Origin of the sequence: Streptomyces xiamenensis (assembly GCF_000993785.3) — a bacterium.
Lineage (GTDB): Bacteria > Actinomycetota > Actinomycetes > Streptomycetales > Streptomycetaceae > Streptomyces > Streptomyces xiamenensis.
Genome location: NZ_CP009922.3, coordinates 1,327,927 through 1,354,278, shown reverse-complemented (window position 1 = coordinate 1,354,278; position 26,352 = coordinate 1,327,927). Strand labels below are relative to the sequence as shown.

Here is a 26,352-nt window from a genome sequence, read left to right as displayed (position 1 = left end):
CACGACGCCGGGCGCCGCGGATCTCGCACGGTGCTGGAACTCGGGTTGCACGGCGACGTCCGGCAGGCGCAGCGGGCTGTGCTGCCGGGGGTCGGGGCGGAGCGGGAGCGTGCCCATCTGGACCGGGGGCCGAGCAAGCGTGCCAAGCCGCTGGAGACCGTGGTCTCCGCCTGCACCCGCGACGTCGGGCGGCACACCCCGATCCACCCTGAGTACGCGGCCTCGGTGCTGGACGATCTCGCCGCTGAGGACGTGGTGTTCACCGTGGCGCCGGCATCGAGGCGATCCGGGTCGAGCGCTCCGAGGATGTCGTCAAAGGGCTCAAGGGTGCGCTGGCCCATGACGGACCGTTCCTGCTCGACCTGGCCCGCTCCAACCTGCGCAACGTTCCCCGCCCTTGAACTGGTCACCGCCCTCCGGGGTCCGGCCTCACGATCCCGGCGCCACCGGTACCGCGGTGGAGTGCGCCGACTGCCGTATCCGGTTCCGGAACTGGGCGGGTGAGGAGCCGACCACGCGGCGGAACGCGGTACTGAACGCGCTCTCGGAGAGGTAGCCGGTGGCCCGTGCGAGCTCGGAGATCGACAGGGAGTCACGGGCCAGGGCGTCGCGCGCGAGGCTCATGCGCCATTGGATCAGGTACTCCAACGGCGGGATCCCGACATGGCTCTTGAATGCCTGGGCGAACGCGGAACGCGACATGTGGCTGATCTCGGCGAGTTCCCTCAGGTTCCAGGAGTGGGCCAGATCCGCGTGCACGGCCCGCAGCGCGGCACCGATGCCGTCCTCGTTCAGGGCGCCCAGCCAGCCGGTGGGCCGGTCCGTCCGACCGGCGTGAGCCCGCAGCATGTGCACGAGAAGGATCTGTGCGAGGTGGTTCTGCACCAGCGGGCCGCCGGCGGCGCAGACCCCGACCTCGGTGGCCAGGAGATCGATCAGCTGCGCGAGCCGCCCGCCATGGGGATCGCCCACGCGGACGATCACCAGCGGCGGCAGAAGATCGGTCAGGAGGGCCGCGTTCCGGTCGTCGAACGCGATGTGACCGACGCACAGGTAGAGGTGCTCCTCGGACTCGGGGCCGATCCGCACGAACCCGTCCTCGGCACCCGCCCACACCCGCTCCGCCGGGCGCGGGCTCGCGTCGGGTGTGCTGGCCAGCACGTAGGGCGGCGGGTTGCCCAGCATGAAGGTGTCGCCCTCCCGCAGAGGCACCGGTTCGTGCCCATCCAGGATCAACCAGCATGTGCCGCGCACGAGGCCACCGATCCGCACGTGCGGGAACGTGTCGAAGCTCAGCGCCCACTCGCCCGCGGCCCGCAGACTCGGCCCGATCACCGTGCGGGGCCGGAGCAGACCGATCGCGTCAGCCACCGGGTCCCGGAATCCGAGCACCACACGCCACCTCCTGGACGATACGTAAAGAAACTCGGACTGTGCATCATGGATAGTACTCCCGAACTTCCGCAGTATCGATGTCGAACGGATCGGCATCGAGAGAGCGATGGAGACATCCACCATGGGACAGCTGGAAGGCAAGACGGCGGTGGTCACCGGGGGCAGCACCGGTATCGGTCTGGCCACCGCCGTGCGGCTGGCGGACGAGGGTGCGTACGTGTTCGTCACCGGGCGACGCGAGGCCGAACTGGCGGCCGCCGTCAAGACCATCGGAGCGGACCGGGCCACCGCGGTCGCCGGCGACATCGCGAACCTGGAGGACCTGGACCGACTCTACGAGGCGGTCCAGGCGCGAGGCCGGGGTCTGGACGTCCTGGTGGCGAACGCGGCGATCGGTTCGTTCATGACGCTGGAACAGACCACCGAGGAGCACTTCGACCAGACCTTCGCGGTCAACGCCCGAGGCACGCTGTTCACTGTGCAGAAGGCGCTGCCGGTGCTCAACGACGGAGCCTCGATCGTCATGGTCGGTTCGACGGCAGCCGACCGCGGGATGGAGGCGTTCGGCGCGTACGCGGCGTCGAAGGCGGCCGTCCGGTCCTTCGCGCGGACCTGGTCGACCGAGCTCAGGGGCCGCGGGATCCGGGTCAACGTGGTCTCGCCGGCGTGGATCGAGACTCCCGGGGGTACCGCCGCCTTCGGCGACGAGGAGACCGCCCGGGCCATCAAGGAGAAGGTCGCCGCGACCGTGCCCAAGGGCCGTATGGGCAGGCCCCAGGAGGCCGCCGCGGTGGTGGCCTTCCTGGCCTCGGAACAGAGCGGCTATGTCGTCGGCTCGAACGTCTACGTCGACGGCGGCGAGAACCAGACCTGAGGCACCACACGGCGGGTGGCGGCCGAAACGGCCCGGCCGCCACGCCGCTTCCGGCGCCTGCGCCTCGCGGCGTTCGGACGTACCGCCGCACCGCGGACGGCCCGCGGCAGCACGACGCATGCTCATGAGCCTTCCGTCCGGGTCAGTTGACCACGCCGTGCTCCCACGCCCACGCGGCGGTCTCCACGCGGTTGCGGGCCCGCAGTTTGTCCTGAATCCGGCTCAGGTGGCTCTTCACCGTGCTCAGGGAGAGGGTCAGCTCCTGCGCGATCTCGTTGTTCGTGCGCCCTCGCGCCACGAAGCGGACGATCTTGTGCTCCTGCGGGCTCAGCCGCTGTGCGGCGGCCGGGTTCTCGGTGTGCCGCGGTGGGCTCAGGTGCTCCAGAAGCCGCACGGTGACGGACGGAGAGATGAGGGAGTCCCCCCGGGCCGCGGCGTGCACGGCCTCGATCAGCAGCCGGGGCCCGGAGTTCTTGACCACGAAGCCGTTCGCGCCGGCGCGCAGCGCACGGTACACGTACGCGTCGAGGTCGAAAGTGGTCACGATGACGATCCTCGTGTCGTCCGTCGCGTTCCCCGGCGTCCGCCGGAGCCGCCGGGTGGCCTCGATTCCGTCCAGCTTCGGCATCCGGATGTCCATGAGACACACGTCGGGGCGTAGCCGGCGCACCACCTCGACAGCCTCCACACCGTCGGACGCCTCACCGATCACGGATATCTCGTCCTGCGCCTCCAGGATCAGGCGGAAACCCGTCCTCATCATCTCCTGGTCGTCACGGAGCATGGGCAGAACCTCGGGCAGCCCTTCAGCGGCGAGGAAGGTGTCGTACGTGCGGGCGCTGCCGAGGCGGCGGGTTCCGCCGGACGGCGTTGGCGACACGTGGGTGACCTGACGGTCGAAGGTCAGGCGTCCGTCGCGTTGATGGACCCGGAGGGGCGTATGCGGCGCCTCGGCATCGGTTCGGCGTCACATACGCCCCTCTTCGACAGCGATGACGCGGTCCCGCGTCATGAGAAGCCGTCAGGGCGACCGGGCGTCATCCGCCGTCACTTCGCGAGGAAGTCGCGGAGCGCGGTGTTGACCTCGTCGGCGTGGGTCCAGAGCAGGCCGTGCGGCGCACCTTCGACCTCGATGTAGTCGGCCTCGGGGAGCGCCTTGTGGAAACGGCGCCCGGTGGCCTCGATCGGGAGGATGTTGTCCTTCGTACCGTGCAGGATCAGTGCGGGCTTGCCGCTCGCGCGGACCGCCTCGACGTCGGTGCGGAAGTCCTCGATCCAGGCCGGCACCACGGCGTACGCGGCCACGGGAGCGCTGCCGATCGCGACGTTCCAGCTTCCGGCCACGACCTCCTCGCTGATGCGCGTACCGAGGTTCTCGTCGAGGTTGTAGAAGTCCGAGTAGAACTGCTTGAACCAGGCGTACCGATCCGCCTTCGCGGTCGCGGCGATGGTGTCGAAGACCTCCTGCGGCACCCCGTCGGGATTGTCGTCGCGGGCGACCAGGAACGGTTCGAGCGAGGCGAGGAAGGCGAGCTTCGCGACCCGCTCATGACCGTGGCGGCTCACGTAGCGGGCGAGTTCGCCGGTGCCCATCGAGAAACCGACGAGGACGACGTCGTGCAGGTCCAGGGTCTCAAGGACCGTGTTCAGGTCGGCGGCGAAGGTGTCGTAGTCGTAGCCGGAGTTCACCTTCGACGACTGGCCGAAGCCCCGGCGGTCATAGGTGATGACCCGGTAGCCCTGGGCCAGCAGCTCGCGCGTCTGGCGTTCCCAGCTGTGCCCGTTCAGGGGGTAGCCGTGGATCAGGACGACCGGCTGCCCGGAACCCTGATCCTCGTAGTAGAGCTCGACCGGCGTGCTGTTCTCCGTGCCGACGGTGATGTGACCCATGATTTCTGCCCCTTCCGGCCGGCGAAACGTAGGCCGGCCGACATCATGCGTGTGATGACGGTGTGGTGACGGAGGGTGGAGCGGGGGTGTCGCGGTTCCGCGTCGGCCCGTGGTGGGGCGCGGATCTCACTGTGTGCGTTCAACCGCTGTGACCTCTTCCCGCGGTCGCCGTGGTCAGGTCAGCGCGTTCCATGTGTCGACGACCGTGACGCGGCCACCATCGCCGGGATCGGGATCGGGAATGATCGATTCTGGGTCAACTAGGTAGACTTCGTGACCATCCAGCGTCAGTCGGCGTGCGACCTCCAGCACCATGCGCCGTGCCACGTCGTCGATCGAATGGACCCGTGTCAGGTCCAGAGCCACCCTGACGTCCGAGGACGGAATTTCCTCGGCCTCCCGCACAATTCTCTCGGCCCCGGCAAAGCCGATACCGCCTTGCAGCCGCAGGACCCGGAGCGCGCCCGGTCCGCTGCCGACGACGTGGTGGGAGCGCACGACGGCACGCGCGGCGGCGGGGACCTCCATCACATGCAGACCCATGTCCGAGGAGAATCGCTCGAACAGTGACACCCCGCGAACGCTGTTCCCGTGCCTGTCCAGTCGTGGTGAGAAGGTGGCGATGCCGATCTGCCCGGGGAGCGCGCCGATCAGGCCCCCGGCCACTCCGCTCTTCGCCGGAATACCGACCTGCGTCGCCCAGTCGCCGGCGGCGTCATACATGCCGCAGCTGAACATGACGCTCAGCACCTGACGTACCACCGTTTCCGGAACCACCTGATCACCCGAGAGAGGGTTCCTGCCGCGGTTGGCCAACGTCGCGGCCATCACGGCCAGATCCCGTGTGGTGACGAGCACGGAACACTGGCGGACGTAGCCCTCCACGATGGGCCGGGGATCGCCGGTGAGGATGCCGTGACCGCGCAGCATGTGCGCGATGGCGAGATTGCGGTGCGCGGTCTCCATCTCCGACGCACAGACCGCCTCATCCATCCGCAGCCGGCGCCCGGCGAAGGCCGAGAGGCCGTGGAGTACGCGTTCCACACGCTCCGCCGGATTCAGGTCCTCCGCTCCGGTCAGTGAGTGCACGGTGATCGCGCCGGCGTTGATCATGGGATTGAGCGGGCGCCCGGTGTCGCTTTCGAGGGAGATCTCGTTGAACGCCTCTCCGGACGGCTCGACACCGACCTTGGCGAGTACGGAGTCGAATCCGCGATCGGACAGGGCCAGTGCATAGGCGAACGGTTTGGAGATCGATTGGATGGTGAACTCGATGTCGGAGTCGCCGACACCGTAGACCTCTCCGCCGATCGTGGCGAAGGCCGCTCCGAGGCGGTCGGGGTCCGCTGCCGCCAGCTCAGGAATATATCCCGCCGGCTCTCCGGACGCGTCCGGCTCCACGTCTCCCAGCACCTCGGCCAGATAGTCGGGAATGATGGGCCGCATTCGTCCTCCATGCACAATTCACGTCGTCACGCTGTGAGAACCGGGTTGTGTGCGCCCTGGTACCGGGCGCCACCTGACAGCGCCGCACGGCGCCAAATTATCGATGCGGCCGAGGAGATGACCTCGCGGCTCGCCGGGCGTGGCGCGCGTGACCGCTCCTGGAATCCGACGAGATCGAGCTGGAGCGTCATGGACGCACCGGTGTCGCTGTTACGAGGGTTCCATGAGTTTCTCCGGAGCAGCGGCGTCGGTGAGCACGCGAAGCCGGTCGGCGTCGACATTGGCTCCGAAGGCGGGGTTTCCCGGCTCGAGCCGGATGCCCGCCGCGAGGTCGCCGATGGGGACGGGGTCGAATCCGAGCGTGTCGATCAGCATGGACACCACGGTGAGATCCTCGGGCGAGTCACCGGCGAGCGCGATGGCCTTGCGTCCGGGGGCGCCGGCGGGACGAGCCTCGTCCTCGAGGTCGTGGTAGCCCATGTGGTTGAAGGCCTTCACGACATGTGCTCCCGTCAGGAACCGCCGAACGACCTCGCTGGAAGAGGTGTCGGGCGGGAGGATCGCGTCACGGGGACCATCGACCTCCCACCAGTGGTTCATCGCGTCGATGACCAGCTTGCCCGCCAACTCCGCGCGCGGGAGGTCGCGGTGTTTGCCGAGGGGGAGAGCCAGGATCACCACGTCCGCCGCCTCCGCGGCCTGGGCCGGCCACACGGCGGTCGCCCCGGGGGTGAGGACCTTGATGGTGAGCGCGATCCTGGAGGGGTCACCGGACCCCGAGATCAGGACGCGACAGCCGGCGGCGACGGCCAGGCGCGCCAGGACGGTGCCGACTTTCCCGGCTCCCAGGATCCCGACCGTGGTGACGGGGCTGGTCATCGTGTCGCTCCCGCCGCGGCCGCGGGCCGCTCGGCCAGCAGTTCGCGGACCCGAGGGATGACCTGGGTGCCGTACAGCTCGACCGAACGCAGACGCGCGGAGGCGGAAACGGTGCCGGCCGCGGAGTAGATCAAGTCGAACCGGCCCGCGTTCAGAACTCGCACGGCACGAGCGATCTTGGTGGCGACCGTCTCCACAGAGCCGACGTACAGGGACCCGCGTTCCACCTCGGCGTTGAACTCCTCCCGGCGGAGCGGCGGCCAGCCGCGCTCCCGCCCGATCCGGTCGCGGATCTCCTTGTACCCGGGGTAGAAGAGCTCCTTGGCCTCCTGGTCGGTGGCGGCGACGAAGCCGGGCGAATGCATCCCGACCGGCTGTGCGGTCGTGCCGAACTCCTCGCTGGCACGCTGGTACAGATCCACGTAGGGAGCGAACCGGTCCGGGGCGCCGCCGATGATGGCCAGCATGAGCCGGAAGCCGTACTGGGCGGTGCGGAGCACGGACTGCGGTGTTCCGCCGACCCCGACCCAGGTGGGCAGACGCCCCGTATCGGTCTTCGGGAACACGTCCGCGTTGTGCAGAGCGGCGCGCGTGGTGCCTTCCCAGGTGACCGGCTTCTCGTCGAGGAGCCGGTGGAAAAGGTCGATCTTCTCCTCGAACAGCACGTCGTAGTCCTTGAGGTCGTACCCGAACAGGGGGAACGACTCGGTGAAGGAACCGCGTCCGAGGATCACCTCGGCGCGACCTTCGGAGAGCGCGTCGACCGTGGCGAACCGCTGGAAGACCCGCACCGGGTCGTCCGAGGACAGCACGGTCACGCCCGAGGCGAGCCGGATGCGTCGCGTGCTCGTCGCGATGCCGGCCAGCACCGTCTCAGGGCTGGAGATCGCGTACTCGGGCCGGTGGTGCTCGCCCAGCGCGACCACGTCGATACCGGCCTGGTCGGCGAGGACCGCTTCGGCCACCGCGGCGCGGATCGCCCGCGCATGGGAGAGGATCGCGCCCCGGTCGTCACGGGGCCGGTCTCCGAAGCTGTCGATACCGAACTCGATGTGCGGAGCATCCGTCGTGTTCACTGTTCAACGCTTTCGTTGTGTCGGGGTGTGGCGTGCGGCGTCCGTGACGACCCACACCATCTCCACCGATCTAGTTGACACATAAACCATGGCACTCCTTTGGTTTATGTGTCAACTATGCCGGGGTGCGGCACGTGCACGCGCGCAGCGGTGAACTGACGCCCGGGGCCTGGCCGCGGGGCCCGGGCTCACGATGCCATCCGGACTTGCCGCAGTCGGCGGATTCCCGTACCCGGGACGTTCCCGCCCGGACGGCGCGGGGCGGACGTCCGGTGATGGGGGAGGCCGTGTCCCCTCGCCGGGTCAGTCCGGCTGCTTCTCCATGTGGTCCAGGACGCGCCGGGAGATCCGGGCGAGTGCGCTGAGCTCGCTGGGTGTCAGGGCGTCGATGAGCAGGCGGCGGACGTGTTCGACGTGCTGAGGTGCGGCTGCTTCGATCGCCTCGTAGCCGGCCGGGGTGACGGTGACGAAGGCTCCGCGACCGTCCTCGGGGCATTCCTCCTTGGCCACGAGTCCGCGTTTCGCCATCCGTGTGACCTGGTGGGAAGCCCGGCTCTTCTCCCACTCCACGCGTTTGGCCAACTCCGAGAAGCGCATCCGTCCGTCGCCTCTTTCGGTAAGGCTGACGAGCACGATGTAGTCGGAGCCCGACATGCCGGAGTCGGCCTGGATGTGCCGGGACAGCCGTCCGATGAGCTTCTCCTGCATGCGGATGAAGCTGTCCCAGGCGGCCTGCTGCCCGGGGTCGAGCCAGCGTGGCGGTGCATCCATGGGGGCAGTCTAACGAAGTCGTTGACAGCTCATCTAACAGCGAGGGCGGCGGCTCGGGTCCTGAGCGCCTTCCCGCCGTGGGTCGCACCGGGCGTCCTGTCAGTCGCGTTGGGCCCCTCGGGTGACCCTGCGCGGCGAGCGCGCTGAATCCTGTGCCACAAGTTGATTAATCAACCAGAATGCGCTTCAGTTGATCCGTCAACGACATCTCCTCGGGTAGGGGTAAGAGCATGAGTGCGAAGAAGGTTGTTGCCGTCGCCGGAGCCACGGGTGCCCAGGGTGGCGGTGCCGCGCGGGCGATCCTCGCCGACCCGGACTCGGGGTTCACCGTGCGTGCGCTGACCCGGAACCCCGGCTCGCCGGCGGCCAAGGAGCTCGCGCAGCTCGGTGCCGAGGTCGTGCGGGCGGACTTCTCCGACGAGCCGACCGTGCGCGCAGCGCTCGAGGGTGCCTACGGCGCCTTCCTCGTCACCAACTTCTGGGCGCACGGTTCGGCGGCCAAGGAGAGGGAGGAGATCGAGGTTCTGGTGCGGGCCGCGAAGAGCGCCGGACTGCGGCACGTGGTGTGGTCGACGCTGGAGGACACCCGTGAACTGCTGCCGCTGCGCGACGAGCGGATGCCCGTCCTGCAGGAGCACTACAACGTCCCGCACTTCGACGTCAAGGGCGAGGGAAACGAGCTGTTCCGGCAGGCCGGGGTGCCGACCACCTTCCTGAACACCACCTTCTACTTCCAGGGCTTCCTGTCGTCGATGGGTCCCAAGCGTGCCGAGGACGGCGTACTGACGCTGACCCTGCCGTTCGAGGACGGCAAGCTGCTGGCCGGCGTGGACGTGAACGACATCGGCCGCACGGCGCTGGCCCTCCTCAAGGGCGGCGAGCGGTTCATCGGCCGGACCGTCGGTCTCGCCGGCGACCACCTGACCGGCGCCCAGTACGCGCGGAAGCTGGGCGCCGCGATCGGTGAGCCGGTGCGCTTCCAGCCGGTGCCCTACGACGTCTTCCGCTCCCTGGACATCCCGGCGGGCGAGGAGATCGCCAACATGTTCCAGTACTACGGCGACTTCGACCAGGAGTTCACCGGCGCCCGCGACCTGAACCTGCTGCGGGGGATCAACCCGGCGCTCAAGAGCTTCGACGACTGGCTCGCCGAGAACGCCGCGAACATCCAGGTGGACTGACCCGCCGCCGTCGGCAGGCCCGCTACGTGCCGGGGCGCGGCGACACGGGGTGCTTGCTCATGATCGACACGCGATTGAAGGCGTTGATGGTGATCGCCACCCAGATCGCGGCCGAGATCTGGTCTTCGGAGAGGACCCGCCGGGCGGCCTCGTAGGCGGAAGCCTGGGCCGTGGCGTCGGCCGGCTCGGTCGTGCTCTCGGCCAGCGCCAGGGCGGCGCGCTCCACAGGGGTGAACAGGGCGGTGTCCCGCCATGCGCTCAGGGTTCCGAGTCTCTGCGGTGACTCACCGGCGCGCAGCGCCGCTCTGGTGTGGATGTCCAGGCAGTAGGCGCAGCCGTTGAGTTGCGAAACGCGGATGTTGATCAGTTCCGCGGTGGTGCGGTCGAGTCCTGCCTCGGCGGCGGTGGTGCGGACCGCCTCGGCGGCCTGCACCAGTGCCTGGAAGGCATGGGGGCTCTGTTTGTCGATGAAGACCCTGCGGGGTGGGGAGCTGTGGGTGGGGTCGCTCACGTCGGGGGGCTCCTTCGGGTCGCGCCGGGAGTGGCCTGTGTCCGGGCGGGTGCTGTGGCCAGTGGCCTGCCTCCATGGCACTATAGTTGATGTGGCAACCAGATTGGGTAGGGGGTGCTCTCGGTGAGCAGTACGGAAGCCGATGCCGCGGCGCTGCTGGGCAGTGCGCCCGTCGAAGATGACCGGTCGACCGGAGCTTCCCGGGTCGATGTCCTGTCGGCGCGAGAGGTGCCCCTCGGCGGTCCGCGTGCGTTGCGCGTGCGGCGGACACTGCCGCAGCGAAAGCGCACACTCATCGGTGCCTGGTGCTTCGCCGATCACTTCGGACCTCATGGGGTCGCCGCGTCGGGTGGAATGAACATGCCCCAGCATCCGCACACCGGACTGCAGACGGTGAGCTGGCTGTTCAGCGGCGAGATCGAACACCGCGACACCCTCGGCACCCATGCCCTGATCCGGCCCGGCCAGATGAACCTCATGACCGGCGGTTACGGCATCGCCCACTCGGAGGTCTCCACCCCGAACGCCGCCGTTGTCCACGGCGTCCAGTTGTGGGTCGCGCTGCCCGGGGAACACCGCGACGCCGACCGGGACTTCCAGCACTACGTGCCCGAACTCGCGCGGGTCGACGGGGCCGGGATCAGGGTGTTCCTGGGCACGCTCGCCGGAAGCACCTCCCCGGTCCGGACCTTCACACCGCTGCTCGGCGCCGAGATCGTCATCGAACCGCACGCGACACTCACGCTCGCCGTTGACGCGGCTTTCGAGCACGGCCTGCTCGTGGACAGCGGGGACATCCGCCTGCTCGACACGGTGCTGCGGCCCGCCGAACTCGGATACGTTGCTCGCGGCGCGGACACCCTGACGCTGGTGAACGAGACCGACGCGCCGGCGCGGACGATCCTCCTCGGAGGACCTCCCTTCGGGGAGGAGATCGTCATGTGGTGGAACTTCATCGGCCGCAGCCACGAGGACATCGTGAAAGCCCGCGAGGACTGGGAGGCATCCTCCGACCGCTTCGGCGAGGAGCTTCCCGGCCGCCGCCTTCCCGCACCGGCCCTGCCGAACGCCGTCATCACACCGCGCCGGAACCCGCCGACCCGCTGACCTCCCTGACGAAAGGCACACCATGAGCGAGTCCTCCACCGCCAAGGTCGTCGAGCGTGTGGACGCCGACAGCCGGTACGAGATCCTGGTCGATGGCCGACGCGCCGGTCTGACCGCCTACCGTGACCAGGGCACGCGGCGTGTCTTCTTCCACACGGAGACCGACGAGGCATTCGCCGGCCAAGGGCTGGGCTCGCAACTGGTGCAGCAGGCACTCACCGACGTGCGCGCATCCGGGATGCGGATCGTCCCGGTCTGCCCCTACGTCGCCAAGTTCCTCAAGCGGCACGACGAGTTCGCGGACATCACCGACCCGGTCACACCTGAGGTCCTGCGATGGCTGAAGGCACAGCTCGGCTGAACCGGTCAGCCCGCGAGCTGCTTCTACAGGGCCTCGACGTCGTGGACGTTGGACATCTGCGCGAACTTCCCGTCGCGGATCCGGTACAGAGCGAACTCGTCGATCTCCATCGGCGCGCCCGTGGGGGCCACCCCGAGCCATTCCTTGGTGGGAGTACCGTGGTTGACGGAGTGGCAGGCCAGGGTTTCACCGTGGATCGCCACCTCCTTGATCTCCCAGCGCATGTCGGGAACCGCGTCCGTGATGCTCTTGAGTGCCGCGACGACATCCGCCCGCGTGGCCGGCTCGCCGTGCGAGAGGATGGACTCGTGGACGAACTCGTCCATGCGGTCGAACTCATGCGCGTTGAGCGCCTCGCAGTAGCGATCGTAGAACTCGCGCATGTCGAAGTCGGACATGACTGCCTTTCTCGCCCGGGGTCCGGACTGTGCTCGTGTGCTCACGGTTCACCCGCGACATCGATACTGCGGGAGATCGGCGACGCTCTCCATGACGCACAGTCCGACTTTCTTTACGTATCGTCCAGGAGGTGGCGTCGCCGCTCGGATTCCGGGATCACGCGCGACCTTGGCGGCCGTCTCACCGGTCTCCGTCACGATCCGTACGGCCGCGCCGAGGCCGTCGCGGCCAACGGGGCGGACGGCCACCCTCGGCCCGCTACGGCCGGCCCGCTGGGTGCGTGCCGGCGTCCACGGCCCCGGCCGGCCGGTCGTCGAACCTGCCGGGCGCGGCCTGTTCCTCCTGGACCAGCCACAGGAGGAAGTAGAGGACCGTCCACGCCGTCCAGGCCGCCTGCTCCTCTTTCGCTCCCGCTTCCAGCACGGCGTCGATCAGGCGGGCCGGGTAGGTCCCGGTCACCAGGGCGGCGCCGTCGCGGTGTGCGCACCGCCCTGCCCGAGCTCAACGACGAATTCGCCGCACAGGTCAGTTCTCTCGCCGTCACCTATCCGCCGACCGTGACGAACGCCCACCCGCTGACCGGTACCCGGGCCGGTGACCTCGCCGTCGGCGACAACGGCCTGTTCTCCTCGCTGCGCGCCGGCAGCTACCTGCTGCTCGACCTCACCGGCGGCCCGGACCGACCCCTCCACCACCTCGCCCGGCCCGGCCTGCGCGTGCACACCGGAACCCCCCACCTGCTCCCGGCCGAGTGGTCCGCCGTACGCGCGCCGCCCTCATCCGCCCCGATGGCCACGTCGCCTGGGCGAGTGGTGACAGCCGCGACACCGTGCTCGTCGACGACCTCACCTCCGTCCTCGCCACCACCCACCGAGGGTGACCCGGCCCACGGGCTGAAGCTCGGGCGGCCCTTCGGGGACGGGGAGGCTTCGTACTTTCGGCCGACCTCCGGGCCTCACATTCCACCTCTTGACCGAACCGGCCGGCCCGCCGCGCGTGAACGATGGGTCATGCATGACAAGCCGACCACCTACCCGCAGGAATTCCGTGATGCCTTCCCTGACCAGCCCCGTTGCCAAGTTGCTGCTGACCGCCTCAGCCTCGGCCCTGTCGTTGACCGCAGTCACTGGCTGCGGTGTGTTCACAGGCAGCTGGGACGTCACGCTCGAAGTGACAGGTGAGGGAAGCGGTGACGTCAGCTATGCCTTCTCCGGAGACAGCGACGGCACGTCGGAGAGCGGTGTCATGCTGCCCTGGAGCATGAGCCAGAACGTCGGGTATGGCTTCAACGACGTCGCCGTCACCGACGCGGCACCGGGAACCGTCTGCCGTATCTACGTCGACGGGAAGCTCAAGGACGAGCAGCGGGAGCCGGATGCCGAGGGCACGGTGGGATGCTTCGTGAATCTGCAGTGAGTGTGTCCTCCCGGGGAGCGGCGCAACTCGCGTGGTCCGTCGTTCCTCCTCCCCGGCCGGCGCTGTTCCGGGCGGCTCCTCCCCGCCCCTTCCGTGGTTTCGTCGCGGCGTCAACGCTTTGTCGACAGGCGGGCTTTACACATGCTCCATCCCGAGGAACGGAGCGGCCGTTCCGGTGGGGTCCGGGTGGCTACGGGGAGACATCCGGGCCCCACCGGGCGGAGTCGTCCGTGGCCGCGTGCGGTTTTCGGGGTGTCCTTCGCCAGTGAATCCCCCGACAAGGATGTTCATGCCCCTGACCGGCACCGCACCAGAACTCTCGCCAGCGGAAGTGGAGGCGGCACAGCACGCCCAGGCCCTGTACCAGATGACGACGGCGCACTGGATCACCCAGGTGGTCCGGGCCGCCGCCGTCCTGCGGGTGGCCGACCACATCGCGGACGGGGCCCGTACGGCCGAGGAGATCGCCGAGCGCGAGTCGAGCCATCCCGGCGCCACCCAACGGCTGTTGCGCGCCTGTGCCTCGATCGGGCTGCTCGCGCACGAGGGCGGCGGTCGGTTCGACCTCACGCCCGTCGGGGCGCTGCTGCGCGACGGGGTGCCCGGGTCGCTGCGGGACGCGGCGCTGCTGTCGGGGGCGCCGGCGCACTGGCAGGTGTGGCAGCCGTTCCCCGAGGCGGTGCGCGAGGGGCGTCCGCAGTGGGAACGGGCCCTGGGTTCGGATCTGTTCACGTATCTGGCCCAGCACCCCGAGGACGCCGAGCTGTTCTCGCGGGCCATGAACAACGCCACCGAGCAGGTCGTGCAGGACACGGTCGCGCTGCTCGATCTGGACGGGGCGGCCCGGATCGCGGACATCGGCGGTGCGGACGGGGCGCTGGTCCTGGGGCTGATGGCGGAGCACGCGCACCTGGAGGGCGTGGTGTTCGATCTGCCGCACGCGCTGCCGGCCGCCGAGGCGGCGGCCAAGGCGGCCGGGGTGGCGGAGCGTTTCGAGGCAGTCGCGGGGGACTTCTTCGAGAGCGTGCCGCAGGCCGACTACTACCTGCTCAAGTGGGTGCTGCACGACTGGTCGGACGAGCAGTGCGTGCGGATTCTGCGCAACTGCCGCGAGGCGGCCCGGCCGGGCGGGCGGATCCTGGTGATCGAGGCGCTGCTGGGGGAGACGGGTTCGCCCGATCCGGTCGCGCTGCTGGACATGAACATGCTGTCGGTGTCGGCGGGTCAGGAGCGTTCCCTGGAGGCGTACGACGCGCTGTTCGCCGAGGCGGGGTGGAAGCGGACGGGGCTGCGTCCCACCCGTTCGATGTTCGCGCTCATCGAGCTGGAGCGTCTGGACTGACCGTCCGGTGCTCCGGGGCCGGGCCGCACCACGGGGGCGGCCCGGCCCGTACCAACGGCCCGTTCATACAGTTGCACGGTAAACCGTCGCCTCGATCTTCATCACGTCATACATTCGTCCAATCGGCTGGAACCTGCGCCAAGGACGAGATCTATGACAACGGGGCTCCGCTTCTCCCTCCTCGGACCGGTACGCGCCTGGCACGACGGCGCCGAAATCCCGCTGGGATCGCCACAACAGCGCTCCACCCTCAGCGTGTTGCTGCTGCACGCCGGTGGCACCGTACCGGCCGGCCAGTTCGCCAGCGCGCTGTGGGACGGCGCCCCGCCCAGGGGAGCACGCGGCACGGTGCGCACGTACATCCACCGGCTGCGCCGCGCCCTGGAGCCCCAGGGCGCGCACATCGAGTCCGGCACCCACGGGTACGCGCTCATGGTCGAGCCGACCGCCATCGACGCGCACCGCTTCCGGCACCTGGTCGGCTCCGCACGCACGGCGCACGGCGCGGGCGACCACCGCGGCACCGCGCGCCTCAGCCGCCAGGCGCTGGACCTGTGGCGCGGCGAACCCCTGCGCGAGATCCACGGCGAGGCTGCCGAGCGCGAACGGGTCGGGCTGCGGCAGACCCGCACCAGCGCACTCGATCTGTACGGTTCCGCCGCGCTCACCCTGGGGCGGGACGACGAGGTCATCCAGCTGATGTCGGTTGCCGTCGTCGAGGACCCGCTGCACGAGCGGTTCCACGAACTGCTGATGCTGGCCCTGTACCGGGCGGGCCGGCAGGCCGAGGCGATCTCGGCGTACGGACGGGTACGCACCGTCCTCCGCCACGAGTTGGGCGTCGACCCCGCCGCCTCCCTCACCACCCTGTACGAGCGCATCCTGCGCGGCGACCCGGCGCTCGGCCCGCGGCACGGGGACGGGGACCACGCGCTCGCGGGTGCCCCGCCGGGCGCGGACAGCGGCACGGGCGGGGCGGCGGGCGGTGAGCCCGTGCCGCCGCGGCCCTGCGGGCCGGCACAACTGCCGCTCCCGGCACCGTTATTCATCGGGCGCGGCCCGGATCTGGCGGCAGCGCTGCGGGACATCGGACGCGGCACCCGGGTGATCGTGGTGAGCGGCATGGCGGGCGTCGGCAAGACCGAGTTCGCCACCCTCCTCGCGCACCGGCTCCGCCGCGAACACCCCGACGGGCAGCTCTACCTGAACCTGCACGGCTTCGACGCGGACCGGCCGATGATGCCCACCGCGCACGCCGTGGACCGGCTGATCGAGGCCCTGGACGTACCCCGGCAGCGGATACCGCGCGACGCGGAGGCCCGTACCGCCTTCCTGCGCCGCCAGTTGGCGGGCCGCCGCCTGCTGCTGTTCCTGGACAACGCGCGCGACGCCGCCCATGTGCTGCCGCTGATCCCCGAGTCGGCGCCGGGCCCGCTGGTGCTGGTGACCAGCCGCTCCCCGCTGGCCGGACTGATCACGGCACGCGGCGCCCGGGTGAGCGAACTGCGGCCCTTCGCACGGCAGGAGGCCCTGGAGCTGATGCGCGGCAAGCTCGGGCCCGAGCGGATGCGCGGACAGGAACGGGCGGCCCAGGACATCGTGGACTGCTGCGGCGGGCTGCCGCTGGCCCTCGCCGTGGTGTGCGCCAAGGCGATCGCCAATCCCTCGTTCTCGCTCGCCGCCATCGCCGGGGAACTGCGCGACGCGCGCGCCCGCATCTCCTTCCTCACCGGCCAGGACAGCTCGCCCGGGGTCCGCTCGGTGCTGTCCTCCTCCTACCGGGCGCTGAGCCGGGCGGCGGCCGGCCTGTTCCGGCTGCTGCCGCTGCACCCGGGCCGCTCCGCCACGGCCCCGTTCATCGCCGACCTGCTGGCCCAGCCGCTGGGCCGCGTCCAGGAGTTGCTGGACGAACTCACCGCCATGCGGCTGCTGGAGGAGCGCAGTCCCGGTCAGTACGGCTGGCACGACCTGGTACGCGCGTACGCGGTGGAGGTGCTCGCGGAGACCACCACGCCCGAGGAGCGCGACGCCGGGCTGCGGCGGGTGCTGAGCCACTATCTGCACACCGCCCACGAGGCGGCCCGGATCCTGTCCCGGCACCACGACATGCCGCCGATCCGCCCGCTGGGGCGCTGCTCGCTGAGCACGTACGCCGAGGCGCGGTCCTGGTTCGAGACCGAGCACGGGGCGATCCTGCATCTGATCGACACCGCGTACCGCGCCGGCCACGACCGTACGGTGTGGCAACTGGCCTGGATGGTGCGGCACTACCTCGACGTCAACGGGCACTGGGACGAACTGCGCGCCACCAGCACCCTGGCGCTGCGCGCGGCGGGCCGCGAGGGCAGCCGGCTCGGCATGGCCATGGGGCACCGCGGGCTGAGCCGCGCCGAGTACAACGCGGGCCAGTGGGGCGAGGCGGAGCGGCATCTGCACCGGGCGCTGGAGCTGATCGAGGGGAGGGCGATCGGCTGGTCGCCGCCTACACCCACCGGCAGCTGGCCGGGGTGCACGCGTCGGCCGGCGTGTACGAGAAGATGCTGGCCGAGGCGCGTACCTCCCTGAAGATCTTCGGCGAGCTGGGCTGGACGGTCGGGGAGGGCGCGGCGCTGAGCGTGATCGCCAAGGCGCAGGGCCGGATGCGGCGTTACGGGGAGGCACTGGTCTCGGCGGAGCGGGCGCTGAGCATGCTGGAGGAGGCCGGTGAGCTGAGCGACATGGCGCGCACGATGGACCTGATCGCGTACGCGCATCACCATCTGGGCCGGCACCGGGAGGCGATCGGGTACTGGCGGCGGGCCGCCGAACTGCACGCGTCGCTGGGCGCGGTGGACAAGCGGAACTCGCACGCCATGACCGCCCTGATCCACTCGCTGCTGTATCTGGCGGCGGACGAACGGTGGGCGGGGGAGGCGGGCCCGGCGCGGGGCACGGCGGTGCGGGCCGGGCAGCGGCTGGTGGACTATCTGGAGCTGCACCGGGCGGGCTGCCCGCCGGCGGACGTGCCGGCCGGACTCGGGGTGCTGATCGACGAGCTGCGGGGGCTCGTCGGCGAGTTGTCCCGGGTGCCGGAGCTGACGGAGACGCTGCTGCGGCGGCTGTTCGCGCTCTCGGCGCGGGCGCAGGGCCTGGGCGGGGTGATCGAGCGGCTCGTGGACACGGAGACGAGTCCGCCGCACGGGCTGCGGGCTCACCCCTGGGTGTGTGACTGACCTGAAGGTACGTTCTTACGGTGGCCGGGGCGGTTGCGTACGGTGGGGTACCACACCAGAAGTAACCATGGCGGTCCCGTACGGTCCCGCCCGGTCCGCCCCCTCGCCCCCCGGAGTGATCATGTCTCCCCTACAGCCCGCCTCCCCGGCCGCGGAGCCGCCGGCCCCGTCGCAGACCGGCACCGACGACGGGCCACGGCCGCCCGCGCTGATCGTCATCGGCCAGGAGGACGGCCCGGGCGCCGGCCAGGCCCCCGGCGAAGGCTCCGGCCCGCTGTGCGTGGACGGGGCGTGCGCGCTGTGAGGATCGATGTCTGGTCGGACGTGGTCTGCCCCTGGTGCTACATCGGCAAGCGCCGGCTGGAGAGCGCGCTGGCGCGGTTCGAGCACGCGGACGAGGTGGAGCTGCGCTGGCACAGCTTCCAGCTCGACCCCTCGCACCCGGCGGGGCTGCGCGAGCCGACCACCGCGATGCTGGAGCGGAAGATGGGCGCCGGCCCCGAGCAGATCCGCGAGATGCAGCAGCGGGTGACGGACCTCGCCGCAGCCGAGGGCCTCACGTACGACCTGGAGCGCGCGATCTCCGTCAACACCCTGGACGCGCACCGGCTGCTGCACCTCGCCGACCGGCAGGGCCTGGGCGACGCCGCGCACGAGCGGCTGCTCGCCGCCCACCTGTGCGAGGGCGCGACAGTGGACGACCTGGACACACTGGTACGGCTCGGGGTCGAGCTGGGCCTGGACGAGGCGGAGACCCGGGCGGCGCTGGCCGGCGACGCGTACGCGGACGAGGTGGCGGCCGACATCGCCGAGGCGCGGCGGATCGGGGTGAGCGGGGTGCCGTTCTTCGTCCTGGAGGGGAAGTACGGCGTTTCGGGCGCCCAGCCCGTCGACACCTTCCTGCACGCGCTGCGTACCGCCCATGCGAACCCCGCCTGAGCTGCGGAGACGTCCCCGGTTTTCTCGAGCTGCGAGGTTGGGCCATCGGAGGGAGCATGGGGGGAGAAGGAGTGGAGTGGTGCTCCCGACTCCTGTCCCAGTGTTCCCTTGGAGGTGCAGTCATGTCGTCGTCGCACCAGACATGGAAGACCAAGATCGACATCGAGGATGAGGGCCGGTCCTGCCGGGCCGAGGCCCGCTTGCAGGGCAAGACCTCGCGTGGCCTGGTGGGGGAGGGATCGGCGCAGGCCAAGCCGGGGGACGAGTACGACGCGGCGATCGGTCACGAGCTGGCGGCGGCGCGGGCACTGTCCGACCTGTCGTACCAGCTGCTGTACCAGGGCGCCCGGGACATCGAGGCGCACACCCACCAGGAAGTGACGGAGCTGCGCGAGCGCTGACGGTGCGCCGGGCGCGGTGGCGCGCGGGACACACCGTGCGCGCCGCGCCGCCGCACGCATGAGGTGCGGCATGAGCGACCTCTGTGACACGGTGTGTCCGATCGTGGCCGAAGCGTCATCGGATCGCCATGTCGTTGACGCATACCTGCCAGCCACAGGATGAGTGCTCCCGGTGCACTCATGTCCATGACGCAGATCTCCGAAGAATTCTCCGCACACCTGCGTGCCGCCGTCCGGTCCCTGGGACGGCGGAGATTCGTCACCGTGACCGGCGCCGCCGCCGCGCTCGCGTTCTCCGTGGGCCTGCCGGGGGCCGGCACCGCCCACGCCGCCGCCCCCGCCGACGCGGCGGGCCTGGACGGCAATCCCTTCACCCTCGGCGTCGCCTCCGGCGATCCACAGCCCGACTCCGTCGTGCTGTGGACCCGGCTGGCCACCGACCCGCACGCTCCGGACTCCGGCCTGCCGGCCGAACCCCTGCCCGTCCGCTGGGAGATCGCCCGCGACCGCGCGTTCGAGCGTCCGGTGGACGGCGGCACGGTCCTGGCACACCCCGAGTTCCACCACTCCGTCCATGTGGAGGCCGGCCGGCTGGCCCCCGGCACCGACTACTACTACCGCTTCCAGGCCGGGCCGTGGACCTCCACCACCGGGCGCGCTCGCACCGCCCCCGCCCGCCACGCGCGGGTCGGCGCCGGGCTGCGGTTCGCGCTCGTCTCCTGCCAGCGGTACGACCAGGGGTACTACACCGCGTACCGGCACCTGGCGGCCGAGGGGAACATCGATGCCGTCATCCACCTCGGCGACTACCTGTACGAGTACGCGATCAACGCCGCCGCCGGCGCCCGCGCGTACACCGGTGAGCAGCGGCTGCCCGCGCACTACAACCGCGAGACCGTCACCCTGGACGACTACCGGCTGCGGTACTCGCTCTACCACGCCGATCCCGACCTCCAGGCCGCGCACGCCGCGCACCCGTGGATCGTGACGTGGGACGACCACGAGGTGGACAACAACTACGCCTCCGCCGTCTCCCAGGACGACGACGCCCAGGCGGAGTTCCTGGTGCGCCGGGCGGCGGCGTACCGCGCGTACTACGAGAACATGCCGCTGCGCCGTCCTCAGCTCCCCGACGGCCCCGACCTGCGGCTCTACCGCCGGCTGCACTACGGCCGGCTGGCCCAGCTCGATGTGCTGGACACCCGGCAGTACCGGGCGGACCAGGCGAACGGCGACGGCTGGAAGCTGCCCACCGACGCCTCGCGGGCGCCTGACCGGCAGCTGCTGGGGGCGGCGCAGGAGCGCTGGCTCGCGGACGGCTGGCGCACCTCGCGCGCGGTGTGGAACCTCGTGCCGCAGCAGATCGTCGTCGCGCGCCGCCGCAACCAGCTGGCCGAGCCGTGGCCGCTGGCGATGGACGCCTGGGACGGCTATCCGTGGGCGCGGGAGCGGCTGTTGCGCACGGTCCGCGAGAGCGGGGTGCGCAACCTGGTGGTGTTCACCGGGGACGTGCACGTCCATCACGGATTCGACATCAAGGAGGACTTCGACGATCCGGCGTCCCGGACGCTCGGTGTGGAACTGGTCACCACCTCGATCTCCAGCGGCGGGAACGGGAACCGGCGGCCGGCCAACTGGGAGGCGATGATGACGGTCAATCCGCATCTGCGCTTCTACGACGGCCGGCGCGGTTATGTGCTGGTCAGCCTGGACGAGCGGCAGGTGCGGGCCGATTACCGGGTGGTCTCGGGGGTCACGGTTCCGGGCGGCGAGGTGAGCACGGCGGGCTCGTTCGTGTCCCGTGCGGGGGACCCCGGGCTCTTCCCAGCGTGATCTTACGAACGAAAACCATATAGAACGGTGGCCGGATCATGGGACGATTGGGCGGTCTCAGCGAGTACCGGAGAGGTGCATGAATCAGCCCGGCAGCCAGCCGAACACGGCCGCCCCCGCTTCCGTCCCCGTCCCCACCGCCACCCCCCTTCAGACCCAGAGCCCCGACGTCCGGCCCGCTCCCTCCGCTGCACCAGAACTCAGCAAGCGGCAGCGGGCCGGACTGCTGATCACGCTCATCCTCGGCAGCCTCTCCGCGCTGCCCGCGCTCTCCATCGACATGTACCTCCCGGCGCTCCCCGACGTCACCGAGGACCTGAACACCGGCGCCGCCACCGTCCAGCTCACCCTCACCGCCTGCCTCCTGGGCCTCGGCCTGGGCCAGCTGATCGTCGGCCCCATGAGCGACCAGCTGGGCCGCCGCCGCCCGCTGCTCGTCGGCATGGTCTGCTACGTCGCCGCCTCGCTGGCCTGCGCGGTCGCCCCCACGGTGGAGATCCTCACCGCCTGCCGGGCGGTCCAGGGCGTAGCCGGCGCGGCCGGCATCGTCATCGCCCGCGCCGTCGTCCGCGACATGTTCGACGGCCTCGCCATGGCCCGGTTCTTCTCCACCCTCATGCTGATCTCCGGCGCCGCCCCCATCCTGGCCCCCGTCTTCGGCGGCCAGCTGCTGCGGCTGACCGACTGGCGCGGCGTCTTCCTCACCCTGGCCGCCTCCGGCCTCGTCCTCACCCTGATCGTCGCCCGCTGGCTGCCCGAGACACTGCCGCCCGGCAAGCGCGACGGCGGCGGCGTGGGCGCCGCGCTGCGGGCCATGGGCGGACTGTTCAAGGACCGGGTCTTCACCGGCTATCTGCTGGTCGGCTCCCTCACCTTCGCGGCCCTGTTCGCGTACGTGGCGGCCTCGCCGTTCGTCGTCCAGGAGATCTACGGCGCCTCGCCCCAGACCTTCAGCCTGCTGTTCATGGTCAACTCCATCGCGCTGGTGGCGGTCAGCCAGATCAACGGCAAGATCCTGGTGGGCCGGGTGTCCTTCAACCGCATCATCGGCATCGGCCTCACCCTGCTGATCCTGGTCTCCGTCGCGCTGCTGCTGCTGACCGGCGGCGTCTTCGGGGAAGCCGGCCTGGTCGCGGTCTCCATCGGCCTGTTCTGCCTGATGGGCCTGATGGCCCTGGTCCTGCCCAACGCCAACTCCGAGGGCCTGATGCGCGCCCCGCACGCCGCCGGCTCCGCCTCGGCCCTGCTCGGCGCCTCGCAGTTCTTCATCGGCGCCGTCGCCTCTCCGCTGGTGGGCGTCGCCGGTGAGGACACGGCCGTCCCCATGGCGGTCGTCCAGCTCAGCTCGGTGGTGCTGGCCGCGCTGTGCTTCGTCTTCCTGTGCCTGCCCAGGCGGAACCGCGCCGTTCCCCGATGAGACCACCCGGGCGGTGGCCGTCGTCGACCACCGCCCGCAGTGGGCCGCCGGGTACGCGGTCCGTGCGGCCCCGGAGGACCGGCGCGGAGAAATCGGTGGAGGCGCGGGCCCGGAAGGTCTACCGTGGCCGGGTCCACGATCCACGCGTTCGCGATGAGGTGTATTCGATGACGGTCCGAGCAGCGGCGGCCGACTTTGGCCGGCCGTCCTTCCCCAGGACCATGACCTCATCGAACCCAAGGGACACCTCTCGTGGATCTTCCCCGCATCTTCACCCTTCGCGAAAGTAGCCACCGGCTCCACAACCCGTTCACCCCCGGCAAGCTCGCCGTCCTGGGCGAGGCGCTGCGCCTGGAGCCCGGCACCCGCGTGCTCGACCTCGCCAGCGGATCGGGCGAGATGCTCTGCACCTGGGCCCGGGACCACGGCGTGACCGGAACCGGCGTGGACATCAGCACGGTGTTCACCGGTCAGGCCCGCGCCCGTGCCGCCGAGCTCGGGGTGGCCGACCGGGTCACCTTCGTCCACGGCGACGCCACCGGCCATGTCTCGGACGAGCCGGTCGATCTCGCCGCGTGTGTCGGGGCCACCTGGATCGGGAACGGCGTCGCCGGCACCGTCGAACTGCTGGGCCGCAGCCTGCGGCCCGGCGGACTGATGCTCATCGGCGAGCCGTACTGGCGCCGGGACGTGCCGGACCGGGAGACGGCCGAAGCCTGCCTCGCCGGCGGCCCGGACGACTTCCTGGCCCTGCCGGAACTGATCGGCCACTTCGGCACGCTCGGCTACGACGTCGTCGAGATGGTGCTGGCCGACCAGGACAGCTGGGACCGCTACCAGGCGGCACAGTGGCTCAACCTCCGCCGCTGGCTCGACGCGCACCCCGACGACGAGCTGGCCGCCGAAGTACGGGCCGAACTCACCACCGAACCCGTCCGCTACACGCGGTACCAGCGGGAGTACCTCGGCTGGGGGGTCTTCGCCCTGATGGCGCGCTGATGGCTCGCTGAGGGTGCGGTCGACGCGGGCCGGGGCGGTGTGCCGCCCCGGCCCGCGCGACCCTGTGTGGGCCGGGGCGCGGGCGTCCCTCCGGGCGTCGCGGCACCCCGGTCCCACCGGGCACCCGCTCCGTCCGCGCGGCCGCGACCCGATCGCCGGGACGGACGGGAGCGGGGACGGACGGGAGCGGCCCGGGGTTCAGCCAGCCCCCTCCGCGCCTTCCGCGTCCCGTTCCCGGGACCCGTCCAGCTGGATCAGATCCCAGCGGTTCCCGTACAGGTCGCGGAAGACGGCGACCGTGCCGTACGGCTCGTGGCGCGGCGGCTCCTCGAAGACCACCCCGGCCGCCCGCATCCGCGCGTGGTCGCGGGCGAAGTCCTCGGTGTTGAGGAACCAGCCGACCCGCCCGCCCGTCTGGTCCCCCACCCGGGCCTCCTGCCCGGCGCCCACCGCTCGGGCCAGCAGGAGCCCCGACTCCCGCGCCCCCGGCGGGGCCACCACCACCCACCGCTTGCCGCCGCCCAGCGCGGTGTCCTCCACCAGCGCGAAGCCGAGCGCGTCCCGGTAGAACGCGATGGCCTCGTCGTAGTCGTGCACCAGCAGCGCCGTGAGTCCCAGATGTGCCATCCGGTGATGATGCCCGCCGTCGGGACGCCCCGGCCATCCACCCCGGCGGACGCCTACGATGGGCCGGTGAACAGCAGCACGCCCCCCGTCGCCGGCACCGCCGCGTCCCCCGCGCCTCTCGCCGCCCCCGCGCCCGCCGCGGCCGATGAGCTGCGCGGCGCGCTGGACCGGCTGCTCGACGGGCTGCCGCCCAAGCGGACGGCCGCCGCCGTGGAGCGGCTGATCACCAGCTACCGGGGCCGTACCCAGACCCACGCGCCGGTGCTGCGCGACCGGGCCGACGCCATCGCCTACGCCGCCTACCGGATGCCCGCCACCTTCGAGGCGGTCACCGCGGCGCTGGAGGCGTGCGCGGCGCGGATGCCCGCCGGCTGGGCGCCCGGCAGCCATGTGGACGTCGGTGGGGGGACGGGCGCCGCGCTGTGGGCCGCCGCCGAGGTGTGGCCCATGTCGCGCGGTGCCGAGGTCATCGACTGGGCAGGACCCGCCCTGGACCTGGGCCGTGAACTGGCCGCCGGCGCCGCCCAGCCCGCAGTCCGCTCCGCGCGGTGGCGGCAGCAGCGGATCGGTGCCGAGCCCGAACTGCCCGCGGCCGACCTGATCACCGTCTCGTACGTGCTCGGAGAGCTGACCGGGGCCGACCGCGACAGCCTGACCGACGCGGCGGCCCGGGCCGGTTCCACGGTGGTGCTGATCGAGCCGGGCACCCCGGAGGGCTATCTGCGGATCAGAGATGCCCGGGACCGGCTGGTCGCCGCCGGGCTGCGCGTCCTGGCTCCCTGCCCGCACAGCGACCGCTGCCCGATCGAACCCGGCTCCGACTGGTGCCACTTCGCCGCCCGGGTCGCGCGCTCGGCCCTGCACCGCCAGGTGAAGGGCGGCGTACTGCCGTACGAGGACGAGAAGTTCGCCTACGTCGCGGCCACCGCAGCCCCCGCCGCCGCGCCGGACAACGCGCCGCGCCCCGTCGCCCGGGTCGTGCGCAAGCCGCAACTGCGCAAGGGCCAGGTGCTCCTGGACCTGTGCACCCCGGAGGGTGCCCTCACCCGCACCACCGTCACCAAGCGGCACGGTGACACCTACCGCACCGCCCGCGACACCCCCTGGGGCGCGGCGTGGCCGCCGCCGGAGGGCACGGACGTCACACCGCGTTGACGAGCACCACGAAGACGGCGGTGCCTATGCCCACGCTCAGGATCGTGCGGCGCCCGAACGCCAGATGAACGGCGGCCGTGACCGCGACGGCGAGCAGCGCGTACGGCAGGGTGCCGGGGGCGGCGGTCAGGGTGGAGCGCAGCGAGGTGACGGCGAGGATCCCCAGGATCCCGACCGGCATCCACAGCGCGAGCCGCTGGACGACGGCCGAGCCGCGCAGGGTGCGCAGCACGGCGAACGGCACGGCGCGCAGCGCCAGCGTGATGCCGAAGACGATCGCGAGCACGGCGAGCAGATAGGGCGTACTAGGCATCGGCGCGCCTCCCTGCCAGGGCGTGGCGGGCGAGCAGCAGCCCGACGAACAGCAGCAGCGCGGTGAACAGGGCGACGTCCGGGGTCAGCAGCAGCGCCGCCGTCACCCCGGCCGCGGCGAGCAGCACCGAGGGGATCTCCCGGCGGGAGCGGAAGGCGTCGAGGGTGAGCACGGTGAACAGCGCGCACAGCGCGAACTCCAGGCCCTCGACGGGGGCGGGCAGTGCCGCGCCGAGCGCGACGCCGAGCAGGCCGCCGCCGACCCAGTAGAGCTGGCAGGCGAGTTGCATCGCCAGCAGCCGGGGCGCCGAACGTTCGGCCGCGGACTGGGTTGCGGTGACGGCGTACGCCTCGTCGATCATCGCGTACACGGCGTAGGCCCTGGCGTACCGGTTCCGCACGAGGTGCAGGGGGAACGAGAAGGCGTAGAAGACGTGCCGGAAGTTGACCACCAGCGTGGTCAGCGCCACGGCGGCCAGCGGGGTGACGGCCGCGACCATGCCGACCAGCAGCAGTTCCAGGGAGCCCGCGAAGGCGGCCACGGACAGGGCGGGCGTCAGCCACCAGGGCAGACCGGCCTGGACGACGAGCAGGCCGAGCGCGATGCCCAGCGGGAAGATCCCGAGCCCGGCGGAGAAGGAGTCGCGTACGCCGGCGGTGATCCGTTCCCGGCGGAGGCCGGGCGGGGGAGCGCAGGGGGCCGGGGGAGGGGGAGCGGTGGGGGCGGTGGGGCCGGGCGCCGTGGCCGGGCCCGGGGTGTTCTCTCGCACGTCTCCATGGTCGCGCAGAAAGCGCGCCATATGGTGGCG

The 26,352-nt window shown here is 71.1% G+C and carries 30 protein-coding genes; 16 read left to right on the top strand and 14 right to left on the bottom strand.

Annotation, left to right across the window (positions count from 1 at the left end; all coding sequences use genetic code 11):
• Positions 1-429: 429 nt before the first annotated feature.
• Positions 430-1,395, bottom strand: coding sequence for an AraC family transcriptional regulator (locus SXIM_RS06135; RefSeq protein WP_246156843.1), 966 nt, complete (start codon positions 1,393-1,395; stop codon positions 430-432).
• A gap of 121 nt (positions 1,396-1,516) precedes the next feature.
• On the opposite strand from SXIM_RS06135, the gene SXIM_RS06130 reads away from it, so the two are divergent.
• A complete protein-coding gene (locus tag SXIM_RS06130) occupies positions 1,517-2,269 on the top strand; it encodes an SDR family NAD(P)-dependent oxidoreductase (protein ID WP_046723198.1) in 753 nt (250 codons plus the stop codon).
• Between the two features lie 142 nt (positions 2,270-2,411).
• Here SXIM_RS06130 and SXIM_RS06125 read toward each other — a convergent pair whose 3' ends face one another.
• The 6 genes from SXIM_RS06125 to SXIM_RS06100 all read right to left on the bottom strand — a co-directional run bounded on the left by SXIM_RS06125 (position 2,412) and on the right by SXIM_RS06100 (position 8,331).
• Positions 2,412-3,053: a response regulator gene (locus SXIM_RS06125; protein ID WP_046725466.1), complete on the bottom strand. Its 642-nt coding sequence runs from the start codon at positions 3,051-3,053 to the stop codon at positions 2,412-2,414.
• 263 nt (positions 3,054-3,316) lie between these two features.
• Entirely contained in the window at positions 3,317-4,159 is an 843-nt protein-coding gene (locus SXIM_RS06120; protein WP_046723197.1) for an alpha/beta fold hydrolase, read from the bottom strand.
• 174 nt (positions 4,160-4,333) lie between these two features.
• Positions 4,334-5,605 carry a glutaminase gene (locus SXIM_RS06115; protein WP_046723195.1) on the bottom strand — a complete coding sequence of 424 codons (1,272 nt, stop codon included), beginning with the start codon at positions 5,603-5,605 and terminating at the stop codon, positions 4,334-4,336.
• 210 nt (positions 5,606-5,815) lie between these two features.
• A complete protein-coding gene (locus tag SXIM_RS06110; protein ID WP_030726484.1) occupies positions 5,816-6,484 on the bottom strand; it encodes an NADPH-dependent F420 reductase in 669 nt (222 codons plus the stop codon).
• A complete protein-coding gene (locus SXIM_RS06105; protein WP_030726486.1) occupies positions 6,481-7,560 on the bottom strand; it encodes an LLM class flavin-dependent oxidoreductase in 1,080 nt (359 codons plus the stop codon). Before SXIM_RS06105 ends, SXIM_RS06110 begins: the two co-directional genes overlap by 4 nt.
• Before the next feature lie 303 nt (positions 7,561-7,863).
• Positions 7,864-8,331 (bottom strand): MarR family winged helix-turn-helix transcriptional regulator, encoded by a 468-nt coding sequence (locus SXIM_RS06100; protein WP_030726488.1) that lies wholly within the window; start codon positions 8,329-8,331, stop codon positions 7,864-7,866.
• Positions 8,332-8,561: 230 nt separating this feature from the next.
• Here SXIM_RS06100 and SXIM_RS06095 point away from each other — a divergent pair, with 230 nt between their 5' ends.
• On the top strand, positions 8,562-9,512 hold the full coding sequence (locus SXIM_RS06095; protein ID WP_030726491.1) for an NmrA/HSCARG family protein: 951 nt from the start codon (positions 8,562-8,564) through the stop codon (positions 9,510-9,512).
• A 22-nt stretch (positions 9,513-9,534) separates the two neighbouring features.
• On the opposite strand, the gene SXIM_RS06090 is transcribed toward SXIM_RS06095, so the two are convergent.
• Complete coding sequence (locus tag SXIM_RS06090; RefSeq protein WP_030726494.1) at positions 9,535-10,023, bottom strand: carboxymuconolactone decarboxylase family protein; 489 nt, start codon at positions 10,021-10,023, stop codon at positions 9,535-9,537.
• A 123-nt stretch (positions 10,024-10,146) separates the two neighbouring features.
• On the opposite strand from SXIM_RS06090, the gene SXIM_RS06085 reads away from it, so the two are divergent.
• Positions 10,147-11,130 carry a pirin family protein gene (locus SXIM_RS06085; RefSeq protein ID WP_078847068.1) on the top strand — a complete coding sequence of 328 codons (984 nt, stop codon included), beginning with the start codon at positions 10,147-10,149 and terminating at the stop codon, positions 11,128-11,130.
• A 22-nt stretch (positions 11,131-11,152) separates the two neighbouring features.
• On the top strand, positions 11,153-11,491 hold the full coding sequence (locus SXIM_RS06080; RefSeq protein ID WP_046723193.1) for a GNAT family N-acetyltransferase: 339 nt from the start codon (positions 11,153-11,155) through the stop codon (positions 11,489-11,491).
• Between the two features lie 23 nt (positions 11,492-11,514).
• Here SXIM_RS06080 and SXIM_RS06075 read toward each other — a convergent pair whose 3' ends face one another.
• The 3 genes from SXIM_RS06075 to SXIM_RS06065 all read right to left on the bottom strand — a co-directional run bounded on the left by SXIM_RS06075 (position 11,515) and on the right by SXIM_RS06065 (position 12,612).
• On the bottom strand, positions 11,515-11,889 hold the full coding sequence (locus SXIM_RS06075; RefSeq protein WP_046723191.1) for an ester cyclase: 375 nt from the start codon (positions 11,887-11,889) through the stop codon (positions 11,515-11,517).
• A gap of 259 nt (positions 11,890-12,148) precedes the next feature.
• Entirely contained in the window at positions 12,149-12,349 is a 201-nt protein-coding gene (locus tag SXIM_RS06070; protein WP_053116096.1) for a hypothetical protein, read from the bottom strand.
• A complete protein-coding gene (locus SXIM_RS06065) occupies positions 12,346-12,612 on the bottom strand; it encodes a hypothetical protein (RefSeq protein WP_053116095.1) in 267 nt (88 codons plus the stop codon). The genes SXIM_RS06070 and SXIM_RS06065 overlap by 4 nt, the downstream gene beginning before the upstream one ends.
• Before the next feature lie 29 nt (positions 12,613-12,641).
• Between SXIM_RS06065 and SXIM_RS28495 the strand changes: the two genes are divergently transcribed.
• The 11 genes from SXIM_RS28495 (at position 12,642) to SXIM_RS06015 (ending at position 23,449) form a co-directional block, all read left to right on the top strand.
• Positions 12,642-12,770, top strand: a complete 129-nt coding sequence (locus tag SXIM_RS28495) for an aromatic-ring hydroxylase C-terminal domain-containing protein (protein ID WP_281289035.1) — start codon at positions 12,642-12,644, stop codon at positions 12,768-12,770.
• 170 nt (positions 12,771-12,940) lie between these two features.
• On the top strand, positions 12,941-13,306 hold the full coding sequence (locus SXIM_RS06060) for an MmpS family transport accessory protein (RefSeq protein ID WP_046723189.1): 366 nt from the start codon (positions 12,941-12,943) through the stop codon (positions 13,304-13,306).
• A gap of 289 nt (positions 13,307-13,595) precedes the next feature.
• Entirely contained in the window at positions 13,596-14,648 is a 1,053-nt protein-coding gene (locus tag SXIM_RS06055) for a methyltransferase (protein WP_030726510.1), read from the top strand.
• 153 nt (positions 14,649-14,801) lie between these two features.
• Positions 14,802-17,213, top strand: a complete 2,412-nt coding sequence (locus SXIM_RS06050; RefSeq protein ID WP_053116093.1) for an AfsR/SARP family transcriptional regulator — start codon at positions 14,802-14,804, stop codon at positions 17,211-17,213.
• Positions 17,156-17,860 (top strand): hypothetical protein, encoded by a 705-nt coding sequence (locus SXIM_RS06045; protein WP_046723188.1) that lies wholly within the window; start codon positions 17,156-17,158, stop codon positions 17,858-17,860. Before SXIM_RS06050 ends, SXIM_RS06045 begins: the two co-directional genes overlap by 58 nt.
• 121 nt (positions 17,861-17,981) lie before the next feature.
• Entirely contained in the window at positions 17,982-18,164 is a 183-nt protein-coding gene (locus tag SXIM_RS06040; protein WP_148236071.1) for a hypothetical protein, read from the top strand.
• A complete protein-coding gene (locus SXIM_RS06035) occupies positions 18,152-18,799 on the top strand; it encodes a DsbA family oxidoreductase (protein WP_218941156.1) in 648 nt (215 codons plus the stop codon). The genes SXIM_RS06040 and SXIM_RS06035 overlap by 13 nt, the downstream gene beginning before the upstream one ends.
• Positions 18,800-18,921: 122 nt before the next feature.
• On the top strand, positions 18,922-19,200 hold the full coding sequence (locus tag SXIM_RS06030) for a dsRBD fold-containing protein (RefSeq protein ID WP_030726522.1): 279 nt from the start codon (positions 18,922-18,924) through the stop codon (positions 19,198-19,200).
• Positions 19,201-19,386: 186 nt separating this feature from the next.
• Positions 19,387-21,033, top strand: coding sequence for an alkaline phosphatase D family protein (locus tag SXIM_RS06025; RefSeq protein ID WP_107073976.1), 1,647 nt, complete (start codon positions 19,387-19,389; stop codon positions 21,031-21,033).
• Between the two features lie 79 nt (positions 21,034-21,112).
• Complete coding sequence (locus tag SXIM_RS06020) at positions 21,113-22,450, top strand: multidrug effflux MFS transporter (protein ID WP_030726528.1); 1,338 nt, start codon at positions 21,113-21,115, stop codon at positions 22,448-22,450.
• 252 nt (positions 22,451-22,702) lie between these two features.
• Positions 22,703-23,449, top strand: coding sequence for an SAM-dependent methyltransferase (locus SXIM_RS06015; protein ID WP_046723182.1), 747 nt, complete (start codon positions 22,703-22,705; stop codon positions 23,447-23,449).
• Positions 23,450-23,647: 198 nt separating this feature from the next.
• Here SXIM_RS06015 and SXIM_RS06010 read toward each other — a convergent pair whose 3' ends face one another.
• Positions 23,648-24,076: a VOC family protein gene (locus SXIM_RS06010; protein ID WP_046723181.1), complete on the bottom strand. Its 429-nt coding sequence runs from the start codon at positions 24,074-24,076 to the stop codon at positions 23,648-23,650.
• 66 nt (positions 24,077-24,142) lie between these two features.
• On the opposite strand from SXIM_RS06010, the gene SXIM_RS06005 reads away from it, so the two are divergent.
• On the top strand, positions 24,143-25,231 hold the full coding sequence (locus SXIM_RS06005; RefSeq protein WP_046725464.1) for a small ribosomal subunit Rsm22 family protein: 1,089 nt from the start codon (positions 24,143-24,145) through the stop codon (positions 25,229-25,231).
• On the opposite strand, the gene SXIM_RS06000 is transcribed toward SXIM_RS06005, so the two are convergent.
• Complete coding sequence (locus tag SXIM_RS06000; protein ID WP_030726541.1) at positions 25,218-25,544, bottom strand: AzlD domain-containing protein; 327 nt, start codon at positions 25,542-25,544, stop codon at positions 25,218-25,220. The two genes, SXIM_RS06005 and SXIM_RS06000, sit on opposite strands and share 14 nt — an antisense overlap.
• A complete protein-coding gene (locus SXIM_RS05995) occupies positions 25,537-26,313 on the bottom strand; it encodes an AzlC family ABC transporter permease (RefSeq protein WP_046725463.1) in 777 nt (258 codons plus the stop codon). The genes SXIM_RS06000 and SXIM_RS05995 overlap by 8 nt, the downstream gene beginning before the upstream one ends.
• Between the last annotated feature and the right edge of the window lie 39 nt (positions 26,314-26,352).